The organism is Raoultibacter timonensis, from assembly GCF_022845715.1.
In the GTDB taxonomy this organism is placed as follows: Bacteria; Actinomycetota; Coriobacteriia; order Coriobacteriales; family Eggerthellaceae; genus Raoultibacter; species Raoultibacter timonensis.
Map to the genome: position 1 here is coordinate 2,564,506 of NZ_AP025564.1, position 22,658 is coordinate 2,587,163.

The 22,658-nt window shown below is 60.0% G+C and carries 14 protein-coding genes; 1 reads left to right on the forward strand and 13 read right to left on the reverse strand.

What is annotated here, in order from left to right:
- Nucleotides 1-109: 109 nt before the first annotated feature.
- The 6 genes from MWL89_RS10580 to MWL89_RS10605 form a co-directional block, all read right to left on the reverse strand.
- A complete protein-coding gene (locus MWL89_RS10580; protein WP_102377728.1) occupies nucleotides 110-820 on the reverse strand; it encodes a response regulator transcription factor in 711 nt (236 codons plus the stop codon).
- Entirely contained in the window at nucleotides 817-2,502 is a 1,686-nt protein-coding gene (locus MWL89_RS10585; protein ID WP_102377727.1) for an ATP-binding protein, read from the reverse strand. Before MWL89_RS10585 ends, MWL89_RS10580 begins: the two co-directional genes overlap by 4 nt.
- A gap of 24 nt (nucleotides 2,503-2,526) precedes the next feature.
- Nucleotides 2,527-3,189, reverse strand: a complete 663-nt coding sequence (locus MWL89_RS10590; protein ID WP_244385988.1) for a TorD/DmsD family molecular chaperone — start codon at nucleotides 3,187-3,189, stop codon at nucleotides 2,527-2,529.
- A gap of 66 nt (nucleotides 3,190-3,255) precedes the next feature.
- Entirely contained in the window at nucleotides 3,256-3,834 is a 579-nt protein-coding gene (locus MWL89_RS10595; RefSeq protein ID WP_244385989.1) for a 4Fe-4S dicluster domain-containing protein, read from the reverse strand.
- A 14-nt stretch (nucleotides 3,835-3,848) separates the two neighbouring features.
- Entirely contained in the window at nucleotides 3,849-6,482 is a 2,634-nt protein-coding gene (locus MWL89_RS10600) for a molybdopterin-dependent oxidoreductase (protein ID WP_244385990.1), read from the reverse strand.
- A gap of 223 nt (nucleotides 6,483-6,705) precedes the next feature.
- The gene (locus MWL89_RS10605) at nucleotides 6,706-8,406 is read right to left on the reverse strand and encodes an FAD-dependent oxidoreductase (RefSeq protein WP_244385991.1); all 1,701 of its coding nucleotides are present in this window, start codon (nucleotides 8,404-8,406) and stop codon (nucleotides 6,706-6,708) included.
- Nucleotides 8,407-8,607: 201 nt separating this feature from the next.
- On the opposite strand from MWL89_RS10605, the gene MWL89_RS10610 reads away from it, so the two are divergent.
- On the forward strand, nucleotides 8,608-10,065 hold the full coding sequence (locus tag MWL89_RS10610) for a helix-turn-helix transcriptional regulator (RefSeq protein ID WP_244385992.1): 1,458 nt from the start codon (nucleotides 8,608-8,610) through the stop codon (nucleotides 10,063-10,065).
- A 407-nt stretch (nucleotides 10,066-10,472) separates the two neighbouring features.
- Here the strand turns inward: MWL89_RS10610 and MWL89_RS10615 are convergent, their stop codons facing one another.
- From MWL89_RS10615 to rplO, 7 genes are all read right to left on the reverse strand, one after another.
- The gene (locus MWL89_RS10615; protein ID WP_102377722.1) at nucleotides 10,473-12,590 is read right to left on the reverse strand and encodes a sodium-translocating pyrophosphatase; all 2,118 of its coding nucleotides are present in this window, start codon (nucleotides 12,588-12,590) and stop codon (nucleotides 10,473-10,475) included.
- Between the two features lie 118 nt (nucleotides 12,591-12,708).
- Nucleotides 12,709-16,263 (reverse strand): pyruvate:ferredoxin (flavodoxin) oxidoreductase, encoded by a 3,555-nt coding sequence (gene nifJ / locus MWL89_RS10620; RefSeq protein ID WP_244385993.1) that lies wholly within the window; start codon nucleotides 16,261-16,263, stop codon nucleotides 12,709-12,711.
- A 318-nt stretch (nucleotides 16,264-16,581) separates the two neighbouring features.
- A complete protein-coding gene (locus MWL89_RS10625; RefSeq protein ID WP_244385994.1) occupies nucleotides 16,582-17,184 on the reverse strand; it encodes a very short patch repair endonuclease in 603 nt (200 codons plus the stop codon).
- 10 nt (nucleotides 17,185-17,194) lie between these two features.
- Nucleotides 17,195-19,381 carry a cytochrome C oxidase Cbb3 gene (locus MWL89_RS10630; RefSeq protein WP_244385995.1) on the reverse strand — a complete coding sequence of 729 codons (2,187 nt, stop codon included), beginning with the start codon at nucleotides 19,379-19,381 and terminating at the stop codon, nucleotides 17,195-17,197.
- 211 nt (nucleotides 19,382-19,592) lie between these two features.
- A complete protein-coding gene (locus tag MWL89_RS10635; RefSeq protein WP_102377719.1) occupies nucleotides 19,593-20,219 on the reverse strand; it encodes an adenylate kinase in 627 nt (208 codons plus the stop codon).
- A 686-nt stretch (nucleotides 20,220-20,905) separates the two neighbouring features.
- The gene (gene secY, locus MWL89_RS10640; RefSeq protein WP_102377718.1) at nucleotides 20,906-22,186 is read right to left on the reverse strand and encodes a preprotein translocase subunit SecY; all 1,281 of its coding nucleotides are present in this window, start codon (nucleotides 22,184-22,186) and stop codon (nucleotides 20,906-20,908) included.
- Nucleotides 22,180-22,629, reverse strand: coding sequence for a 50S ribosomal protein L15 (gene rplO / locus MWL89_RS10645; protein WP_102377717.1), 450 nt, complete (start codon nucleotides 22,627-22,629; stop codon nucleotides 22,180-22,182). Before rplO ends, secY begins: the two co-directional genes overlap by 7 nt.
- Between the last annotated feature and the right edge of the window lie 29 nt (nucleotides 22,630-22,658).

The following is a 22,658-nucleotide window of genomic DNA, read 5'->3' on the forward strand; positions in this document are numbered from 1 at the left end:
CCTCTCGCAACGTTACCAAACCGCATCCCAAAGGATGGCTTGCGGATGCGGAAAAGAGGCGGCGGCTCGCATGCTATCCGGTGGCATGCGACCCGCCGCAAGCTATGCGCTACACGCGTTCGGCGAACTTGTATCCCACGCGCCATACGGTGAGCAGGTATTTGGGTTGCGAGGGATTATCCTCGATCTTCTCGCGGATCTTACGGATGAACACCGTGATGCTGCTCTCGTCCACATCGCTTCCCTCGCCCCAGATATGCTCGAATATCTGCGCGCGCGTAAACACCTGGCCGGGACTCGCCGCCAGAAGGGCCAGTATCTCGAACTCCTTCGCCGTGAGATCGACCTTCTCGCCGCGCAGCCGAACTTCGTACCGGTTGAAGCACACCTCGATGTCGCCCGTCACGTTGCTTCCCTCCCGCGTGATCGCCTTGGCGAACGCGAGATCCGATTTATGCCTGCGCAGATGGGCCTCGATGCGCAGAAGCAGTTCGTCGGAGCTGAACGGCTTCACCACATAATCGTCGCCGCCCGCCTTGAAGCCGATGCTCTTGTCGACGATATCGCCCTTTGCGGAAAGGAAGATGATCGGTATGCGCCTGCCGTCTTCTCTCATCTGGCGGCAGGCGTCGAACCCGTTCGTGCCCGGCATCATGACGTCGAGCAGCAGCAGATCGGGCTTTTCGGAGCCGAGGACTTTTAGACCCTCTTCTCCCCCGTACGCCGAGCAGAACGCGTATCCCGCATCTTCGGCAAGACGCCTGACGAGCACATGCAAGCTCTCGTCATCGTCAATGAGCATGATCTTCGCCTGGGTCATCTACACATCGCCTCCCGTTCGCTTTCGGCGTCGTGGCCGACCGGCATGCGCACGGTGAAGACGCTGCCTTCGCCGATTGCGCTTTCCAGCGAGATGCTGCCGTGGTGCATTTCGGTATATTCTTTCGCCAATGCCAAGCCGAGCCCCGTACCGCTGTACTTGCGCGAAGCGGAGGAGTCGGCTTGGACGAAACGCTCAAACACCCGCTGCTGGTCTTTCTTGGCAATGCCGATGCCCGTATCGGCGACTCTGAGCCACACCTCCCGACACTCGGGATGGTGGCTTATGTGCAAGCGCACCGATCCGCCCCTGGGCGTGAATTTCACCGCATTGCCCGCCAGGTTCTCGAGCACGTGCCTGACTTTCTCGAAGTCGGCTTCGATCAGCGGCACATCCGCGTCGATCTCGCACGTGAACTCGATTCCATTCTGCTTCGCCAACGGCTGCACGACCGACTGCACCAGCCCGGCGACATCCCCCAAATCGACCGTTTCAACATTCATCTCTATCCTACCCGCATCGAGGCGACTCATCTCCAAAATATCGTTGATCATGAACAGAAGCGCCCGACTGTTCGCTTCGATCTCGCGGCGCGTCTCGGCTTCCTTCTCGTCTTTCGGCTCGCTCTCCTTGTTGAGCATCTCAGCGAACGCGATGATGGAGGTAAGCGGCGTGCGCAGCTCATGGCTCATCATGGCCAAGAATTCGGATTTGTACTGATTCTCGTCGCGCAAGAGGCCGTTCACTTCTTCGAGCTGGGCGCGCTGTCGCTCGAGCACGTCGTTTGCGTGGGCGAGCTGGGCGGTTCGATCCTCGACCTGGGTTTCGAGATTGCCGTACATCGTCGAAAGCTCCTCGGCCATCCGGTTGAAATCAGCCGTAAGCGTGTTCATCTCGCGCGACGATTCGGTATAGGCGAGCTCCACGTCGAGGTCGCCTGTCTTGATCTGCTCAACGCCTGCCTGGATCTTGTTGAGCGGCCGGGTTACGAGATAGCCGAGCGCCACATAGACGATGACGAGGCAGAACGCAAGCATGCCGCCGAAGAAGATCACATCCTGCACGATGGCGGACTGCTCGCTTTCGCGGTATACGTCGAGCGGCATGATGATGCTGATGGCACCGCCCACATCCCCTATCGTCCACCCCTCTTTAGGGAAGCCCGTCACATCGATCTCACCCTTTGGCTCGCCGTGGCAATCGAGGCAGTTTTCCTCGATCGTCATGGGCGCAAGATAGCGAAACACCTCTTCACCCTGGTACTCGGCTATCTCGTAGTACTCGGTTCGGCCCTCTTGCTCGGTGAATGCAGCGAGGGCCTCGGCCTCGAACTCGTCGGGCTCGTCGGCGTCGTTTCGCGGGTCGAAGTTCACGAACCGCGTCGTGTACTCGGATTGCGAGGTGAACAAGAGTCCGATGCTACGCCCGACGATCGCGCAGTGAAGACCCTGGTACACGCCGTCTTCGGTATACGATATCTGCTCGAGGCGATCCTGGTTCGATGCCATGAACTCCCATACCGCATCCATCTGCTGTGCGAGCACTTCGCCCTTCTCGCGCAGCTCGTTTTCCATCTGAGCGCGCTTGTTGACTGATGTCCACGCCAGGTTGGCGAAAAGAGACACGACGACGAGCGCTGAGATCAGCACGACGAACTTCGTTTTCAGCGTGATGTTACCCACAAGCGCCTCCCGCAATCCATAGTACTACACCGAGTCTTGGAGCTCTTTCAAAACCTCGCTTTCATGCGTGCAGAAGAGAACACTCAGCGCCGCGAACGAAGCATAGAATTCCGATACACCGCACGCTTCGAGCCGCTCGGCGAAGGCTCCGAGCCAAAGCGCCGTATGATGCCCGAGGAACCTCTCGTGGGCATCGAGCGAATCGAGCAGCGCCCCATGCTCGCAAGACTCGTAGGCACGATAGGCTCTCTCCGCAAGAACCGCCATGAAGTTCAGCTCCGTCGCGATATGGTCGTCCGCTTCGCGGGGATACCCAGCTGCCCGAAATCCTGAAGCACGATAGGCATCTCGGACAGCCAGGGTGCTCTTCTGGAATAAAAGGGCTTCCCCCGAAACGTAAATCGATTCCCACGGCGGTGCAGGTAATTGATCGGGGCCGACGAACAGCCTCGTGTACTCGCTTCGCAATTCCGCAAGGGCAGAGGGCTTTTCCGCCAGCACCGCAAGGGCACGCTGAAGCTTTTCCGCTTCTCCTCCCCTGCCGTCCAGAAGAGTCCACATGTCGTACGTGTAATCGCTCTTTACGATTTCCAGAAACGCTTCGTCCGGCTCGGCTGCAAATGCTCGGCTCAGATACGAATACAGGAAGTTCCGGGCAGCCAAAAGGGCCTCGATCGCCTCATCCATAATTCCCCCTTACGCATAAGGCCGCAGTACCGTTATGCGATACTGCGGCCATTGTGGACATGCAGGCTAAAGAGCTATCGCAACCGGATCGACCGCAAGGGCGACTTCCTTCGCGCCGATAGCAACCGACGGGTTCGTCTGCGATGCTTCGGGCAGAACGGCGATCTGATCGACCGCATCGGGGTGAGCCTTCCTCACCTCTTCGATATCCCCGAAATCAAGGGCCCTCATGGGGCATGCGGCAACGCATGCAGGCTGCTCTCCCGTCGACCGAAGGCCGATGCACGCATCGCACTTATGCGTTTTCTGGATGTCTGCGATGTACTGCGGAACTCCATAAGGGCACGCCTTTACGCAATACTGGCATCCTATGCATTTCTCGTCATCGTGCTGCACTGTGCCGTCGTTCTCGTCGTAGTAGGTCGCAGCATTCGGGCACACCGCAACGCACGCCGCGTCTTCGCAGTGATTGCAGGTCGCAGCATAGTGGTAGACATGCGCTTCGGGAAACGTTCCCGTTTCGTAGCTGGTAACGTGACGGAAAAGCGTACCCACGTCCAGATCGTTCTTATCCTTGCAGGCTACCTGACAGGTGCGGCATCCGATGCAGGCGTTTTGGTTATAGTAAAAGCCTTTTCGTCCCATGATCTCTCCATTCGCTATTCGCAGATGATGCGCTGAGGACGCGCCGCATCATCGACTATCGCTTCGCCGTCGTACTTTTCAAAGTTGCAGATCGCGGTGTTCCAACCAGAAACGCCTTGACCAGTGGGACAACCCCCGCAAATGACGTTATCGGCTCCTGCGGTATCGTTCTCGTCATCGTCGTCCATATCTACCCAGGCACCATGCGGAAGCATGACAACGCCGGGGATCACGCGATTGGTCAGCGTGGCTTTGCGCAGCACCGAACCGTACGGGCTCGTTATCCGCACCGTATCGCCTGCAGCGATATTCCTCTCTTCAGCATCTTGCGCGTTGAGATAGACGGGATTCGCCCACGCTTCGCGCAACCAAGGAATGTTATCGAACACTGTATGCGAGCGACGAAGGTAATGGATGTTGAATATCTGGAAGGGATAGTCGCCCTTCTCTCCCGCCGCATAATCGCCAAAGGTTGCCTCATATCCGCAAGCTTGGGGGATGTACGTCGGAACAGGCTCAATCGTACTATATCCCATGCCGTTCACGATCTCGGCAAGACGTGCTGAGTAGATTTCCAGCTTGCCCGATAGCGAAGGAAGGGGGTTGCTCTCGGGATCCTTCGCGAAACCGCTGTATGCGACGAACCCGTAGTTGTCGCCCGCCTTGCGCTCGATTTGGTACACTCCCTTTTCTTTGAAGTCCTTAAAAGAGATGACGCCTTCCTGGGGCGTACCCACCGCGCCCCACTCCTCAATGTCTTCTTCCGTAATCGTCACCAGCGGCGATGCGGTCACGCCGTCGTCCTCGACATAGGTGGCCCCGGCAACCGTATTGAAGAACTGCTGGTTTTCGTCGATATCGTAGACGGCGCTCTCTTCCATTCCGAGTTTCTTGGCCAGCTCGCGAGCGATCCACTGGTCGCTCTGGCTTTCGAAGAGCGGTTCCGTAACCTGCGTGTACATGATGAGCATTTCACGGTTACCGGTAAGCAATCCGCCAGGCCTTTCCCACAGGGTCGTAACCGGGAGGATGATGTCGGAATACAGTGCGTTAGTCGTAAGGAACTGCGCGTGGGAGACGGCGAAGTCGACCTTGCGATGGGCGGCTATCCCTTCCGACATGGCATCCGTCGTCTGGAGTGCGGCACCGCCTCCGTGATAGATTACATGGATATCGATATCGCGTACTTCCCCTGGAGCTTTCTCCGCATCCGCCGGCATCGTGACGGTTCCAGAGCGTCCATTCCACGTATACCGCCCCGTCATGATCGCTTTCCAGATCTCGGTTTTATTGATGCTGTCGTCAACGGGAACCTCCTTGATCGCAGCAACTCCAGAGGGTCCTGGGTTCACGAGAGAAGGACCTCCGTTGCCCGCTGCGCTATGGCAGTTGACTCCGGTCATATGACCGGGCTTGCCCATATGTCCCGTCATCGCACCGATCGTCGAGAACACCTGGGGGAATCCGTCCGAATTATGGGTTCGGGCCGGCGCCCATCCGCACATAAGCGCCACCGCCCTGCTCGGGGCGATTTCCTCCGCAAGCTGACGTATACGCTCCCCCGAGATGCCGCAAAGCTCTGCAGCCCATTCGGGAGTCTTCGGAAGACCGTCGTAGGTTCCCAGAACATAGTCCCTGAAATTGCCTCGGGGATCGCTGCCCTCAGGCATATGCTCCGCATCGAATCCGATTGCGTGCGTATTGAGAAAATCCCAATCGATAAGATTCCCGCCTTGAGCGTCGCCATCGATAAGCGCATACGCTAACCCGATAAGAAATGCTGTATCCTGACCGGGACGGATAGGCAGCCATTCGGCTCCAAGCAGCTCATAGGTATCATTGTAATACGGATCAATCGCTACGAACCGCGCTCCGTTCTCCTTCGCCTGCAGCATATGGAACGCCGGACTGCCGCCTGAGCTCCATGCAGGATTCGATCCGATCATTACGAAGAGTTCGGTGTTCTCCCTCATATCAATTCGATCGTTGATACCGCCCGACCACACCTCGGCGCCGATTATGCCCGCCGTAAGCGCAAAAGAGCCGTACGAGCCCGTACCCCACGACGCGGTGTAACCGCCGAACAACGTCAGCAAGCGGCCGATTTCCGATCCGGCAGCCAGGATCGAGCGATTTCCGTACTGCTCTTTCGCCTTCTTCAGCTCATCGGCTACGTAGGAGAGGGCCTCGTCCCATTCGATGCGCTCCCATTCGTCTTTGCCGCGCAGTTCGCCCTGAGGGTTATCGGGGCTCCACCCCTTGCGTTTCATGGGGTACTTGATGCGATCGGCAGAAAACACCTGCTTGCGCTGCGAACGGCCGCGAAGGCACGCACGCTGCTGAGGGTAATCGGGGCTGTCCTCATGAGTGTCGTCGGTTTTCTGTCGGAGCGCTACACCGTCCTTCACCAAAACCTTGTTGAGGCAGCGTCCCCCGCAGTTATGCCAGCACGCCGCCGTGACCCACTCCCCGTCGACTGCGACCGCTTCAGTGCCGCCTGCATTCGCATCGGCCGGTTCCACTTTGTTCGCGCAGCCCGCAAGGCTTCCCGAAACAGCAAGAGCCGCCGTAGCAGCCGCGCTTGCTTTGATGAATCCCCTTCGGGTGATGTCCGAAGACTGCCGGATTCGCTCCAAATAGCTCGTCATTGATCCTCCTCTTTGTTGCACTCCCCCTGGGATTGACACAATCGGTGCCAACAATGAGATTACGAGCCGCAAAGATTAATGGCTATTCTTCCCACCTTGAGACTTTCTTAATTATATCTTTCCAAATTATTAATCGCGACGCAAGAAAACCCGCGCAACCGAACTGCGCGGGTTTTCTTATGCGGGCAGCGTTGAGGGAGACGTTGCCGATAGAGGCTCGATGCTACTTCGCAGCGAGCGCCTTGCCGATCATGCGGGCGAAGGTAACCGAACGTCCGCAGCAATGGCCGGTCGACATGTTCGGGTAGGTGTGGGCGAAGTACGATCCCGAATCGACGCCCGCCACGTACAGGCCCTCGATCGCGTTGCCGCCCTCGTCAACCGCCTGGAAATCCTCGTTGATCGTGATGCCGTCGAGCGTGCAGAGCATGTAGCCCGAGGTGCGCACCCCGTAAAACGGGGGCGTACGGATGGCGGACAGACGGAAATCCTCCTTGCCGAAATCGGGATCGATCTGGTTGTCGAAGTTCTCGTTCTGACGGTCGACCGTCTTCTTCAGGTTATCTGCGGGAATGCCGAGACCCTTCGCCAGCTCCTCGATCGTATCGGCTTTGATGATGTAGCCGTTTTCGATGAGGCCCTCGTTGATGCCCTCCGTCACTTCGAGCGTCATATTGGTAGGCGCGCCGTTATCGAACGGGTACACGCGGGCGCATCCGTGGATATCGAACTGCTCGAGGTAGGTCGCATAATCCGAATCCCAGATGTCGACGACCGTATGGTGCGGCTGTGCGATGGCGGCGTTGAGCACGTAGTCGTAGGGAGCCGATTCGTTGGTGAAGCGCTCGCCGTTGAGGTTGACCTTGAGCCAGGGGTTCGACCCCATCCAGAACAGCGACCCCACCGTTTCAGCTCCGCCGTACTCGTCGGGCTTGACGGCAACGCGGTCGAACACCATGGCCGTATGGGCCTCGTCCATGTGCGCCCCTGCCCACAGACATGATTTGATGCCGTCGCCCGTCGTGCCGTCGATGGCGATGGAAAGCGAGTACTTGCTGAGCGTCTGGGGCTGCAGCGCCTTGAGCATGTCCTCGTTGCGCGCATAGCCGCCCGTGCACACCACGGTGCCCTTCGAGGCGTTGATCCTGATGTAGCCGTCGGGGCCCTTCGCGATGGCGCCCGTAACCTTGTCGCCCTCTTTGACGAGCTTGACGAGCGGCGTCAAGAAGCGGAAATCGACGCCCTTCTCCTTCGCATAGTCGCCGAGTACGATCTTGCCGTTGACCACATCTTTGAGGCCGGCGAACTCGGCATCGGCGGGCCAGCTGGGAATGTGGCCGGTCGGCCAGTGCTTGTAGCGCGACGGCTTCGCATTCTCGGCACCCTCGAAGAACAGCTCGAAGCCCGCCTCCTCGAGCCGATCCTGGTACCAGTCGATCGCCTCGCCGGAATTCTGAGCCCAGATATGGTAGAGGCGCTGATTGCAGTAATTGTTCGCGTAGCGGGTCAAATCGTTGCAGATCTCGTTCTCGTCGATCTCCACGCCCGCTTCCTTCTGGAGACGGCTGTTGATCGAGCCGAGGTTGTCGCGCACGCCGCCGCCGATGGAGCCCTTTTCGAGGCATACGACCTTGGCACCCTCCTCGGCTGCCGAGCACGCGGCGAACAAGCCCGACGTTCCCGCTCCGCATACGAGCACTTCGGTGTCGACGGTCTCGACGATATCGCTCTCGTCGATCTCCGGCTCGGCACCGAGCCAGTCGGTTGCCGCATCGGCACCGCTTCCGCCCTCGGCGCTCGCCGAGGGAGCCGCAGGGGCGCACCCCGCAAGGCCTGCGCCTGCAAGTGCGGCTGCCGTTGCGCCGAGTCCTAAGAAGGCGCGGCGGCTCATGCCGCTTTTCTGCATGGTGGTTGATGATTTCATAGATCCTCCCTTGCCCTGCTTTTTCTTATACGTCGGCTGCACTTCGAATCGAATCGATGCTCCCGACTCGTAAGACCGTAGCGTCGCACGGGCCGTTTTTTCATCATACGACTCGGGTGATTTTGGCCGCTACCCGCTGTATCGCACAAATCACCCTGTTAGAATGAACATCGAAATTGAAGTCGTTACCTGAGGGGATCCATGGCTCACACGATCGCATCGTCCGATGCCGCACGCACGCTGCGGAACATCGAAGGCAAGCAGGCGAAACGCATTGCGTCATGCTTCGGGGCGCTCGTGCTCGTGTTCACGGAGTACTGGTTGCTCAACTACTGCGCGTTTCCACTCTTCGATGCCGTTTCGCCGTGGACCCGCGAAATCAGCGCCGCAGCAGGCGGGCTCGCGCTCATCGTCATGGCGCTCGTCGCCCGCTGGAAGCCAGGTATGCTCAAAAAGCGCCTCTTCTCGGGAATCCTCGCCTCGCTCGCGGCGGGTGCCATCCTCACGCTCGCGGGTCTGTATCTGAATTCGTTTCTCACGCTCGCCATCGGGGCGTCGGTGGCCACGATCGGCATCAGCCTTGCAGCCGTTATCGTCGGCGTCGCCTGCATGGGGCTCGATCTGCGCGTCTTGGGCGTATGCATCGCGCTTGCCTATTTCGCATCCTACGCATTGCGCATCGCGTTTCCCTATCTTCCGATCGAGGCGAATCTGCTTCTGTTCGCAGCCGTTCCCTTTCTCACGCTTGCGCTCTGCAGCTCCCTTGCGCGCCCCATCCTGCGTCAGATTCTCGCCGCCGATTCCCCCGCCGATGCGGCGGTCACCTCGCCGGCGTCGTATCTCCCGTTCGTCCACCAGGTGTTCATCACGCTCATCATCTTCCGATTCATCTACGGCTATACCCTCACCTTCGCCGAAACCGACCGCGTGCCCATCTTCCCCCTGCTCGCCCTCATCCCGCTCGGCGTCTACGCCCTCATCCGACTCGTCAGCAAGCGGCCTCTCGACCCCGATGCGCTGTTCAGAGCATCGATCCTGCTCAGTATCGCGGGCTTTCTCGTGCCCTCGATCGCCGGAACGCAAAACGACCTGATCGCAAGCAACCTTTTGAGCAGCGGCACCGGGCTGTTCGAGATCCTCATGTACTTCGTACTCGTTGCGCTTTCCGCCAAGAACACACCCAATGCGCTCGTCGTGCTCACATGGGGCAACGCCATGGCTTCGCTCGGTACGATCATCGGCGCGAACCTAGGACGGCTCGCAAACCAATACTACCATGTCGATTACGGCATGATCGCAACCGTCTCCGCCTGCATCGTGTTCGGCCTCGTGATCTACATCCTGGCCACGCAGCGCAATTTCAGCTTCGGTGACACGATTCGCAAAGTGGAACCTGCGGCACCCCTTGCCCCGAGCGAGCGCCCCGCCGATTTCGAACAGCGCTGCCGTATGCTGAGCGAAACCCACGGCCTCACCGCCCGCGAGGACGAGATATTCGGCCTGCTCGCGCAGGGCCGCAACGCCCGCTTCATCCAGGAGAAGCTCGTCGTTTCGTACAATACCGTGAAAACCCACGTGAGCCATATCTACGCAAAGCTCGGCGTGCACACCCATCAAGAACTCATCGACCTCGTGGAGGGCAAGCGGGAGACCCCATGAGGCAAAACCAGCCGTAGCCCCGTCAACCCTTGCGCCGATCGTCCATCCTGCGAACAATCGGCAAGGCTCCAGCCACCGAACCACGCTCAACCGCCAAACCCTCGGCCCCTGTCCGCCGATCGCTTCCGTGCGAGGTTTCAGGCGCTACATGATGGAATATCTGCAGCAAAAGTCCTGATCGCAAAAAGCGAAAGGGCGATTAATCCGGAATTCTCTTCGCACAGAGGCCCTTCGTGGACACCGTCAGGGTATGGCGAAGCGGGCTCGCATCCCCGAACGGCGCAGCAAACCCCAAGCCAAAAGGAAGATCGCGTATCCGAGGTCAAAGCCGCGCTGCGATTCGGCCAAAGAAAAGGGCCGGCGGCACGATGCCGTCGACCCTTGCAGAGCTTACCTGAACGCGCGCTTTACGCAAGCAGCGCCAGAAGCGGAACCAGCAGGAGCGCCACGATGTTGAACACTTTGATCATGGAGTTCAACGCGGGACCCGCCGTGTCCTTGTAGGGGTCGCCGACGGTGTCGCCGGTAACGGCGGCCTGATGGGCGAACGAGCCCTTTCCGCCGTACTTGCCCTCCTCGATGAGCTTCTTGGCGTTATCCCACGCACCGCCGCCGCTCGTCATGGAGATGGCGACGAACAGGCCCGTGATGATGGTGCCCACGAGCGCCCCGCCCAGCACGAGGGTGGTGAACTCGAACGCCTGGGGATAGCCGATCGCCTGCAGGATGAAGCCGACGACGATGATGAGAACGGGCGTGCCGATCGGAATCATAGCCGGAAGCACCATCTCGCGCAGCGCAGCCTTGGTCACGAGGTCGACGCATCTCGCGTAGTCGGGCTTGCCCGTACCCTCCATGATGCCGGGGATCTCCTTGAACTGACGGCGCACCTCTTCGACGACGTCGCCTGCAGCCTTGCCGACGCTCGTCATCGCGCGCGATGCGAACAGGTACGGCAGGAGGCCGCCGATGAACAGGCCGATGAGGACGAACGGGTTCGCCAGGTCGAACGAGAACACCGCGCCGGTCTCCTCGGTCACCGTATGGGTGAAGTCGGCGAACAGAACCACGGCGGCCAACGCGGCCGAAGCGATGGCGTAGCCCTTGGTAACGGCCTTGGTGGTGTTGCCCACCGCGTCGAGCGCGTCGGTGTTCTCGCGCACGCTCTCGGGCAAACCGCTCATCTCGGCGATTCCGCCCGCGTTGTCGGTCACCGGACCGAAGGAGTCGATGGCGACGACGATGCCCGCCATCGAAAGCATCGAGAGCGCTGCGACGGCGATGCCGAAGATGCCGCCCAAGAAGAAGCTCGCAAGCGTCGCGACGACGATTACGAGAATCGGGAGGCCGGTGGCCTCCATGCCGACAGCCAAGCCCTGGATAACGTTCGTGCCGTGGCCCGAAACGCTTGCCTCGGCGATGGATTCGACCGGCTTCTTCTCAGAAGACGTGTAGTGGTCGGTGATGTAGACCATTGCCGCCGTGAGCACAACGCCGATGACGGCGCAGATCCAGATGGAAAGCGGCGTGATGCCCGCCGGGGCGAGCGAGGTATTCACCACGGTAACGCCCTCGAGCATCCAGTTCGTGATCGGGAAGAACGCGATGATGGCGATGATCGCCGAAATCCACAGGCCCTTGTACAGCGCACCCATGATGGTGCCGTTCGGGCTCATCTTGACGAACAGCGTGCCGATGATCGAAGCGATGATCGAGGCGACGCCGATCACGACCGGGAAACCGAGCGACACGTAGATGCTGTCGCCGCCGAATGCAAGGTTGCCGATGAGCATGGCGGCAACCGTGGTCACGACGTAGGTCTCGAACAGGTCGGCCGCCATACCGGCGCAGTCGCCCACGTTATCGCCCACGTTGTCGGCGATAACGGCGGGGTTACGCGGATCGTCCTCGGGGATGCCCGCTTCCACCTTGCCGACGAGGTCGGCTCCTACGTCGGCGGCCTTCGTGAAGATACCGCCGCCGAGACGGGCGAACACCGAAATGAGCGAACCGCCGAAGCCAAGTCCGACGAGCGCCGAGAACGGCGCGATGCCCGCGAACACGAGAAACGACATGATGGACACCGAAAGAATGCCCAGGCCGATCACGAACATGCCGGTGACGGTGCCCGATTGAAACGCCACGCGCAGGGCATGACCGAGCCCGGTGCGTGCCGCTTCAGCCGTGCGCACGTTCGCCGCAACCGAAATGCGCATGCCGATGAAGCCCGCAGCGGCCGAAGCCACGCCACCGACGACAAAGCCGATAGCCGTCCAAATGCCGAAGCCCGATACGCCCATGAATCCGGGGACGAGCAGTACGATAGCCACAACGACGCCCACGATGGCGACGGTGCGGTACTGGCGGCCAAGATACGCCATTGCGCCTTCCTGGATTGCCGATGCAATACCCTGCATCGTTTCGTTGCCAGCTGGCAACTTGTTGATCCGAGTGATCAAGACACCCGCGTAGACGGCTGCTAAAACGCCGGCCACGAGGCCCAAGATCAGGGGTAGTTCTGCCATTGGAACCCTCTTTCCTTCCTTGTTTGGTGCATGGATGTTTTCGTACGTGCATACTATACAAGAAAAGAGGCTTGATTATCGTCCAAGCCCCTTTTCCTTGATACCTCGTACCGAGGCCCTACGCCTCGGAGTACACCTCCTTGAGCTTCAGAAGATGCTCGTAGCGATCGACCGCCGCCTTCTCGTTGCGCTCGAACAGCTCGGTTGCGCGCTCGGGGAACTCGCGGGTCAAACGGCTGTAGCGAGCCTCGTTCATGAGGAACTCCTGGTAGCCGCCGGCAGGTTCTTTGGAGTCCAGAACAAACTTCTTGCCCGCAGGCGCTTCGGGATTGAAGCGGAACAGGTTCCAGTAACCGCAGTCCACAGCCTTCTTCATCTCGTCCTGGCAATTCGCCATGCCGCCCTTGATGGAGTGCATCTCGCACGGCGAGTAGCCGATGATGAGCGACGGCCCGGGATAGGCTTCGGCCTCGGCGATGGCCTTGATGGTCTGCGCGGGTTTCGCACCCATGGCGACCTGCGCTACGTACACGTACCCGTAGGCCATGGCGATCTCGGTCAGGCTCTTCTTCTTGATATCCTTGCCAGAAGCCGCGAACTGGGCGACCTGGCCGATGTTGGAAGCCTTCGAAGCCTGGCCGCCGGTATTGGAATACACCTCGGTATCGAAGACGAACACGTTCACGTCTTTGCCCGAAGCGAGCACGTGATCGAGTCCGCCGTAGCCGATGTCGTACGCCCAACCGTCGCCGCCGAAGATCCAGACGGACTTCTTGGTCAGGTATTCTTTGTTCTCGAGAACGGCAGCGGCAAGCTTGCCGGCTTCGCCATCGGCACCTGCAGCGAGCTTCTCGAGCTCGGCGATGTAGGCAGCCGAAGCGTCCTTGCTCGCATCCGCATCGCCCATGGAGTCGATCCATGCCTGCGCAGCCGCCTTGACCGCTTCGCCGGCACCCGCTGCCGCGATGAGCTTCTCCGTATCGGCAACGAGCTTGTCGCGTACGGCCTCGTGTCCGAGCAGCATGCCCAAACCGTGCTCGGCGTTGTCTTCAAAGAGCGAGTTCGACCACGCGGGGCCATGGCCGTCCTTGTTGATGGCATAAGGCGACGTAGCCGCAGGCCCTCCCCAAATCGACGAGCAGCCCGTGGCGTTCGCAACGTACATGCGATCGCCGAACAGCTGGGTGACGAGCTTCGCGTACGCGGTCTCCGCGCAGCCGGCGCAAGCGCCCGAGAACTCGAGCAGCGGCTGCTTGAACTGACTGCCCTTCACGCTGACATCTTCCAGCTCGGGCTTATCGGAAACCTGGGCGACGCAGTACTCGAACACGCCCTGCTGGGCGAGCTCGTTTTCCTGTGCGACCATAGCAAGCGAATCGGTCGGGCACACGTTCACGCACACGCCGCAGCCCATGCAGTCGAGCGGCGAGATGGCAAGCGTGTATTGGAACCCGTCGTTGCCCTTGCCCTTCATCGGCACGAGCTTGGCTGCCGACGGGGCGCCGGCAGCCTCTGCTTCGGTCAGGGCGAAGGGACGAATGGTGGCATGCGGGCACACGAAGGCGCACTGGTTGCACTGGATACAGGTCGCAGCGTCCCATTCGGGCACGCTCACGGCAACGCCGCGCTTCTCGTAGGCGGCAGCGCCCTGCTCGAACTGGCCGTCAGCATGAGCGACGAATGCCGAAACGGGCAGGCGGTCGCCGTCCATGCGGCCGACCGGCTCCATGATCTCGACAACCTGCTTCACGAGCTCGGGACGACCCGCAAGCTCGGCGGTATCGGCCTCATCGGTCGCCTCGGCCCAGCTCGCCGGCACTTCGACCTGCATGAAGGCCGTAGCGCCCGCTTCGATGGCGCGATGGTTCATGCCGACGATTTCCTGGCCCTTCTTAAGGTAGGACTTGGTCGCCGCGTCCTTCATGTACTGAAGGGCTTCGTTCTGGGGAATCACGTTCGCAAGCGCGAAGAACGCCGATTGCAGGATGGTGTTCGTGCGTTTGCCCATGCCGATCTCCTGGGCGAGATCGATGGCGTTGATGGTGTAGAGCTTGATATCGTTCTCGGCGATATAGCGCTTCGCCTCGGCGTTCAGATGATGCTCGAGCTCCTCGGGCGTCCATTGGCAGTTGATCATGAACGTGCCGCCGGGCTTGACGTCGTTGACCATGCGAAAGCCCTTGGTCACGTACGACGGGTTATGGCAGGCGACGAAGTCGGCCTTGTTGACGTAGTAGGTGCTCCTGATGGGCGAGTCGCCGAAGCGCAGGTGGCTGATCGTCACGCCGCCGGTCTTCTTGGAGTCGTACTGGAAGTAGGCCTGCACGTACTTATCGGTATGGTCGCCGATGATCTTGATGGAGTTCTTGTTAGCGCCGACCGTGCCATCGCCGCCGAGACCCCAGAACTTGCACTCGATGGTGCCTTCAGCTGCGGTATTCGGACTCGCCGGATCTTCGGGAAGCGAGAGGTTCGTCACGTCGTCGACGATGCCGACCGTGAACTCGCGCGCCGGAGCGTCCTTCTCGAGCTCGGTGTATACGGCGAACACCGACGAGGGGGGCGTGTCCTTCGAAGCCAGACCGTAACGGCCGCCGACCACGATGAGATCGGTGCGGCCTTCGTGCACGAGCGCGTTCACCACGTCCATGTAGAGCGGCTCGCCTACGGCGCCCGGCTCTTTGGTGCGGTCCATGACTGCGATCTTCTTCACGGTCTCGGGCAGCGCCGCCATGAACTTCTCGGTCACGAACGGGCGGTACAGGCGAACCTTCACGAGGCCGACCTTCTCGCCGTGCGCATTCAGGTAGTCGACGACCTCTTCGACGACGTCGCAGAACGAGCCCATCGCTACGATAACGCGATCGGCATCCGCGGCGCCGTAGTAGTTGAACAGTTCGTAATCGGTGCCGAGCTTGGCGTTCACCTGGTGCATGTAATCTTCGACTACCGCAGGCAGCGCAGCGTAATGGCTGTTGCATGCCTCGCGGTGCTGGAAGAACACATCGCCGTTCTCGTGGCTGCCGCGCATGGCCGGACGCTCGGGGTTGAGCGCGTGGTCGCGGAAGTCGCGCACCGCATCCATATCGCACATCTCGGCCAGATCGTCGTAATCCCATACGGCGATCTTCTGCACTTCATGCGACGTGCGGAAGCCGTCGAAGAAGTTGATGAAGGGAACGCGGCCCTTGATGGCCGCAAGGTGGGCGACGGCAGACAGATCCATGACCTCCTGGACGTTGCTCTCGGCGAGCATGGCGAAACCGGTTTGGCGGCACGCCATGACGTCGGAATGGTCGCCGAAGATGCTGAGAGCCTGGGTGGCAACCGTGCGGGCGCTTACGTGAAACACGCTCGGCAGCATTTCGGCTGCCATCTTGTACATGTTGGGGATCATGAGAAGCAGACCCTGGGAAGCCGTGTAGGTGGTGGTCAACGCGCCGGCGGCAAGCGAACCGTGGACTGCGCCTGCGGCACCGCCTTCCGATTGCATCTCGCATACCTTCACCGTGGTGCCGAAGATGTTCTTCTGGCCGGCGGCGGCCCACTGATCAACCAAGTCGGCCATAGGGCTCGACGGAGTGATGGGGTAAATGCCCGCTACCTCGGTAAACGCATAGGAGACGTACGCCGCAGCATTGTTTCCGTCCATGGATTTGAGTTCTCTCGTCATACACCTCTCCTTTTGAAGGGATTTCACTCTGACCGGAAGCTCGAAGAGGGGCGCGATGCAACGATGGCACCCATTCGAACGAGGCGCCGAACTACCCCGGCAATACCCCACTCGCTCGAAAATCTTCGTCTGGCCGAACTTCGTCTGGTCGGATACACGGCATTCATGATACCAGTCTCGATTCGCCGCCCGTCGCGACGATTGAAACGGGCAGCATGGCGCGGTCGCTCCCATCGGCAAACGGCTTGATTTTATGGTGGGAACGTGAATGGGAAACCGGGATCCCTCAAGCAGCGAGCCCGCTGGTAACGCTTTTGCCTACGCTGGCAATTCGGGTTTTGAAACCTCGGCGGCTTTCAGCTCCTTGCCGAGCTCCTCGGCCAGCACGGGCAGAAGATCGGCGAACGTATCGTCGATCACCTTCTTCTTGAGCTGGCATTCCCAGATGACGTGCACGCGCCAGCCCATGTCCCGCAAAGCCGCAAGGTTTCTTTCGTCGCGCTCCACGTTGCGCTCGAACTTGATGTGCCAGTATTCGACGTTCGATTTCGGAAGCGGCAGGTTGCAATGCGGGCAGCGGTGCCAGAAGCATCCGTTGACGAACAGGGCGATGCGCTTTCCGGGCCACGCGACATCGGGGCGCCCCGGAACCTTCCACTGAAGACGGTAGCCGGTCAAGCCCGCTTCGCGAAGGCGCTTGCGCACGAGCAGTTCCGGTTTCGTGTTCGCCCGCTTGTTCGAAACCATCGATTTATGAACCGCCTCCGACGAGGCGGGAGGAGCCTCGCGCGATACGGCGCTCGGGAGTTCCCCGGATTGCCCGGAGCGGCCGATTGCCTCGCGAGCTGCCTGCTCACCCTCGGCTGCGGCGCGCTCCGCCTTGGCCTGCCCATTCTTCTTGGAGGCTTTCGCTTTCGCCATCGCAGCCCACCTACGTCCAGAACTGAGCCGTTTCGATGACGCTCTGATAGGCCCAAGGATACACGTCTGAATACCAGCCCGTCTCCGGCACGAAGCATACGAGCAGACTGTAGACCAAGCTGATCGAGACAAGCGCTATGAGCACCTTCATGAGCACATTGCGCTTCGTCGACCCCTGATCGAGGTTCTCGTTCACGATGAATGCCAGCAGTACGGCGGCGGCAAGGAACATGAAGCTGAAATCGGCGTAGTAGCGCTGCAGGATACCTGCCATCTGGGCGTCGAGCAAGGCGACGAGGACGCCTGCCGAAATCAAGACGATGATGACGCCCGCAATGGTGCGAGTCGAGCGCTGCGCAATGCGCATCTTGAGAATGCGCTTCGAAAACGGCAGGATCCAGAGGATCGGCAGGCAAGCCAGAATACCGCCGAACGTGACCTCTTTGATGGTCTGCCCCATGTACGTCGTCTCGAACGGAGCCGCTTGGATAAACGGAAACACGCCCGTAATGCTCGGCGGCTGCAGGAAGTAGGTAAAGAACGCCGGAGCGAGCCTTCCAAAGCTGAAACCGCGCTTGGTCATATCGTTGACCGTGAGGTTGTAGTTCGCGCCGAAGTTCGTCGGCGAGCCGAAGCGGGCGTAGTTGTACCACATAAGCCCCGCCGCGACCACGAGATACGGCGCAACCAAGCAGGCGAACTCGCGCGCGCCTCTCGGCGTGAGCAGATGCCGTTTCGTGATGAACAGCCTCCAGAACAAAGGGAACGCCAAAAGCGAGAGAGCGAGCAGTTGCGGGCGGCATCCCGCCACGAGCGCCATGCACAGCGAACCCGCCAAATACCATTTGCATGGCGAACCGGAGGCCCTCCCCCTCATCCAGAAGTACAGACCCCAGACCGAGAACGCCAGCCCGAGCATGATCGGCAGCGAGTAAAACGTTGGGAACTTGAGCAGATAGAGCACCCCGCAGCAGAACACGAGCGGTATCTGCAGCAGCAGGTACAACCCGAGGCTCACCCGTTTGAAGTGGTAGCGCGCGAAGCGGTCGAGCAGCGCCGAGCACCCGAGCACGAACGCGATGCATGCGATAAGCACACCGATAGCCGTCGGGAAATTCGCACCCGTAAGCAGATAGAACGGCAGGTAGAACAGCAGGACGGGGACCACCCCGAAGTACACGTAATAGCGCCCGTCGTGATACGCCACATCGAACAGATACGGCTCCCCCGTTACTTTCTGCGCTTCGTCGCGAGCTCCCTTGTCGTAGGGGTCGTCCATGTCCTGGAGCCACTGCGGAGGCTCCTCATCGAGGTAGAGCTGCCCTTTCGCCATAGCCTTGGCAAGCTCGGCGTACTGCTGGGCGTTATCGCCGCCGACCTCGAACGTATTGACGATGGACGTGCCGTCCCATGCGCCGAAGTTGTACGACTGCGTGGCTACGCCGACGAGATTCGAGCCGAAGAACAGAAACGTTGCCATCAGATACACCTCGATGACAACCGTACCGATTATGATGGCCTTGGAACGGCGGGGCTGCTCGACGATGAAGCAGCGGTAGATACTCGATTTGGGCCTGAACACGCAAACGAGCGCCAGGATACCGAGTGCGATGAGATAGCGCGTCACGTTGAAGTCGAACGGATGATGCGCATTGACGGTAATGCCGTCGAGCAGAATGGGATACTGCACGTTATCGCCGACGATCTCGATGCGAAGGTTGTCAACCAAGCCCGTCGTGTTGAGGTTGATGTACTCGCTTTGATCGACGAACGTGGACACAGTGGTCTCGGGAACACCTACCGTATACTCGGTGGAATCGAAATAGGTATGGTGGGCTTGGTCGGTGAACTGGATCTTCACCTGAAGCGCCTGGGCTGGTTGAGCGAAATCGAAATCGAGCCTGATATTGCGAACCTCGGTGTTGAGATTCGAGAACTCGATCACGTGATCGACCTCGGTCAACCGGTACTGGGTCTTTTCCCCATCATGGGTTTGCTGAAGATCGAGCTTGCTGGTCAAATCGATCGTATTGTAGCCCGCCGACGTGAAATAGTTGATGTTGAAGACGAAAACCTCGAGCGCGGTCGCCAAAAGCACGATAACGGCGACGCATCGGGCGACGTGTTTGAGGGCAGCCTTGTTCGCGCGCGCATAGTCGCCGACGATTCGTCTGATCTTTTCCCATAGAGTTGGCATGAGCTTAACAGATTATACGCGATTCCCCGGAGCCGGGCGACGACAAAAGAAGCACCGCCCGAGACCGTCGCGCAAGCCCGCGCAATGAAAGGGGGCTGGCAGCAGCCAACCCCCTTTCATTGCCTATGCCGAACAACCGAGCCGGACGAGCTCGTTTCGCAAGCCGGATCCCGCTCGCGCAACCGATGCTCGACTCGGCTTCGCATTCGCCTTACAGGCCGAGGCTCTTCTTCACGTCCGCGTACACGACCGCGGGATCGCGGTCGCCGTCGATGGCCACGAGCAGATCGCAGCCGCGGTAGTAGTCGATCAGCGGAGCCGTGGACTTCTCGTACACATCGAGGCGGTTGCGTACCGTCGCCTCGTTGTCGTCGTCGCGCTGGTACATTTCGCCACCGCACTTGGGGCACGTCTCGTCGGCGATCGTGCCGATGTAGCCGCACTCCTTGCACATACGGCGCGATGTGAGGCGGTTGACGATCACTTCGGGATCAACGTCGATGAGCAGGGCGGCGTCGAGCGGACGACCGAGCTTCGAAAGCTCGGCGTCGAGCGCGACTGCCTGGGCGGACGTGCGCGGGAATCCGTCGAGGATGAACCCCTTCTCGGTGTCCTTGCCCTGCAAACGCTCAGTCACAAGGCCGATGATTACGTCATCGGGAACAAGATCTCCGGCATCCATGAAGGACTTGGCCTTCTTCCCCAGCGGGGTACCCTCTTTAACCGCGGCGCGCAGCATGTCGCCCGTCGAGATATGCGGAAGTTCGTACTCCTCAACGAGCTTTGCGGCTTGCGTGCCCTTGCCGGCGCCGGGAGCCCCCAACAACACGATGTTCATGTTCAAATCCTTTCGTTACATACGATTATCGTATTGTAGCAAAGCAGCTGGGGACTGGTCCGTTTTTCAAGAGATTCGCGGTATAAGAGCTCATTTGCCCCCTGCCGGCGGCCCCGAGGGCAAAAGGTCCCAAGCCTCGCCCGCCACGATATCGGTCCTCGTCTTCGGGTCGTCGTCAGATCGCCAGCGAAGAGGGAGCCTAAATACATGTTTTTGCCCTTTGTGTTGCAGTCCAATAACCGCTTTGCGGAGCGGTTATCCAGCATTCATTCATAACGCCTGTTCAGAGGATTGCAGATATCGCCCGTTGCGATGAGTACCGCACCCGGGCCGTCAACTTCCCCCATCGAAGCCCGAAAACGCAACACTTCGATCAAAAACACGCGTAGCGGACCTCGGTTGATCCTTTCGGCGCGCGGGCGAGAAGTTGGAAGCGAGAGACGGGATGCGGAATACGCGAGATGGGTGCGGGGTGCAGGGTGCGGGGTGCGAGATGCGAGAGATGGGTGCGGGGTGCGGGCGCGAGGTGCTGGAAACGTGGGATGGGAAGCGGAAACCGGGCCGCTCCGTGCCGACGCAAGCCGCAAGGCCCGCATGCTGCACGCATCCCGAAAGAACAGGACCAGAAAATGCAACGGAGTCCCACAAGGGACTCCGTTCGCAATCGTTGAATCTTCGACGCCGGGCTACTTGAAGAACCCGTCGTAGTTGTGCATTTTCAGCTGCGACTCGATCTTGCTCATGGTGTCGAGGGCGACGCCGATCATGATGAGGATCGAAGTACCGCCGAACGCCTGGATGAGCTGGTTGCCCGTGAAGAAGAAGATGATGCTCGGCACGACCGCGATCAGGCCGATGAAGATGCCGCCGGGCAGCGTCACGCGGTTGATAACATTCTTGATGTAGAGCACCGTTGCCGAACCGGGGCGCACGCCGGGCACGAACCCGCCCTGCTTGCGCAGGTTATCGGCCGTCTCTTCGGGGTTGAACACCATCGAGGTGTAGAAATAGGCGAAGAAGACGATCAGGATGAGCGTGATGATCCAGTTGACCCAGCCCGTCGAAATCGCGTTCGCGAAGCCCGTCAGCCATTCGACGTTGAACAACGCTGCGATCTGGGCCGGGAAGTAGATCAGGCAGCTCGCGAAGATGATCGGGATAACGCCCGCCGCGTTCACCTTCAAGGGAATGTAGGTGGACTGGCCTCCCATCATCTTGCGGCCCTGGATCCGCTTCGCGTAGTTCACGGGGATGCGCCGCTGCGCCCGCTCGACGAAGATGATGAGCGGAATGCACACGAGCACCACCACCACGATCAACGCGGTGATCGCGATGCCCATTCCCAGATCGGCCTGCAGGTTGATCGACGAGAAGATGGCGGAGGGCACGCGGCTCACGATGCTCACGAAGATGATGAGCGACATGCCGTTGCCGATGCCCCGCTGCGTGATGAGCTCGCCCATCCACATGATGAACGCCGTGCCTGCTACGAGCGTGAACACGACGAGGATGTCGGTGAGAAGCTCGGGCACTTCGGTCGAGAACACGACACCGTACTGGTCCGATTTGAACAGGAAGAGGTAGCCGATGGCGTTGATCAGACCGAGGCCAAGCGTCAGGTAACGCGTGACCTGGGTGATCTTCTTGCGACCGGAATCGCCCTCCTTGGCCCACCTGCCGACCGCCGGGATGACGCCCTGCATCAACTGCATGATGATCGATGCGGTGATGTAGGGCATGATGCCGAGCGAGAACACCGAGAAGTTAGAAAGGGCACCGCCGGTGAACAGGTCGAGCATGGTCATCGAGACGCCGGCGTCCTGGAACGAGTTGGCGAACTCGTTGAACGGAATACCCGGCACGGGGACGTACGCCCCGAAGCGATACAGAGCAAGGATGGCCAGCGTGAAGAGAATCTTCTTACGCAGCTCCGGGACCTTGAATGCATCTACAATTGAGCTTAGCAAGGCTCTTCAACCTTTCCTCCGGCTGCCTCGATCTTTGCCTTCGCCGAAGCAGAAACCTTATCAACCTTCACCGTAAGAGACTTGGTAATCTCGCCGTCGCCGAGAACCTTGACGAGCGCATCGGAGTGCTTGATGATGCCCTTTGCCTTCAGGGTGTCGCAATCGACGACATCGCCGGCCTCGAAGCAGGCCTCGAGACGGCTGACGTTGACCGGCACGTACTCGACGTGATTGATGTTGCGGAAACCGGGGAGCTTGGGCAGACGACGCGCCAAGGGGGTCTGGCCGCCCTCGAATCCTACGCCCTTGCCGCCGCCCGCACGGGACTTCTGACCGTTATATCCGCGACCTGCAGTCTTGCCGGTGCCCGATGCGGGGCCGCGGCCGACGCGCTTGCGGGCCTTTTTGGATCCTTCTGCGGGTACGAGATCTTTCAGTTCCATTGATGGTTCTCCTTTATATTCGCTGTATC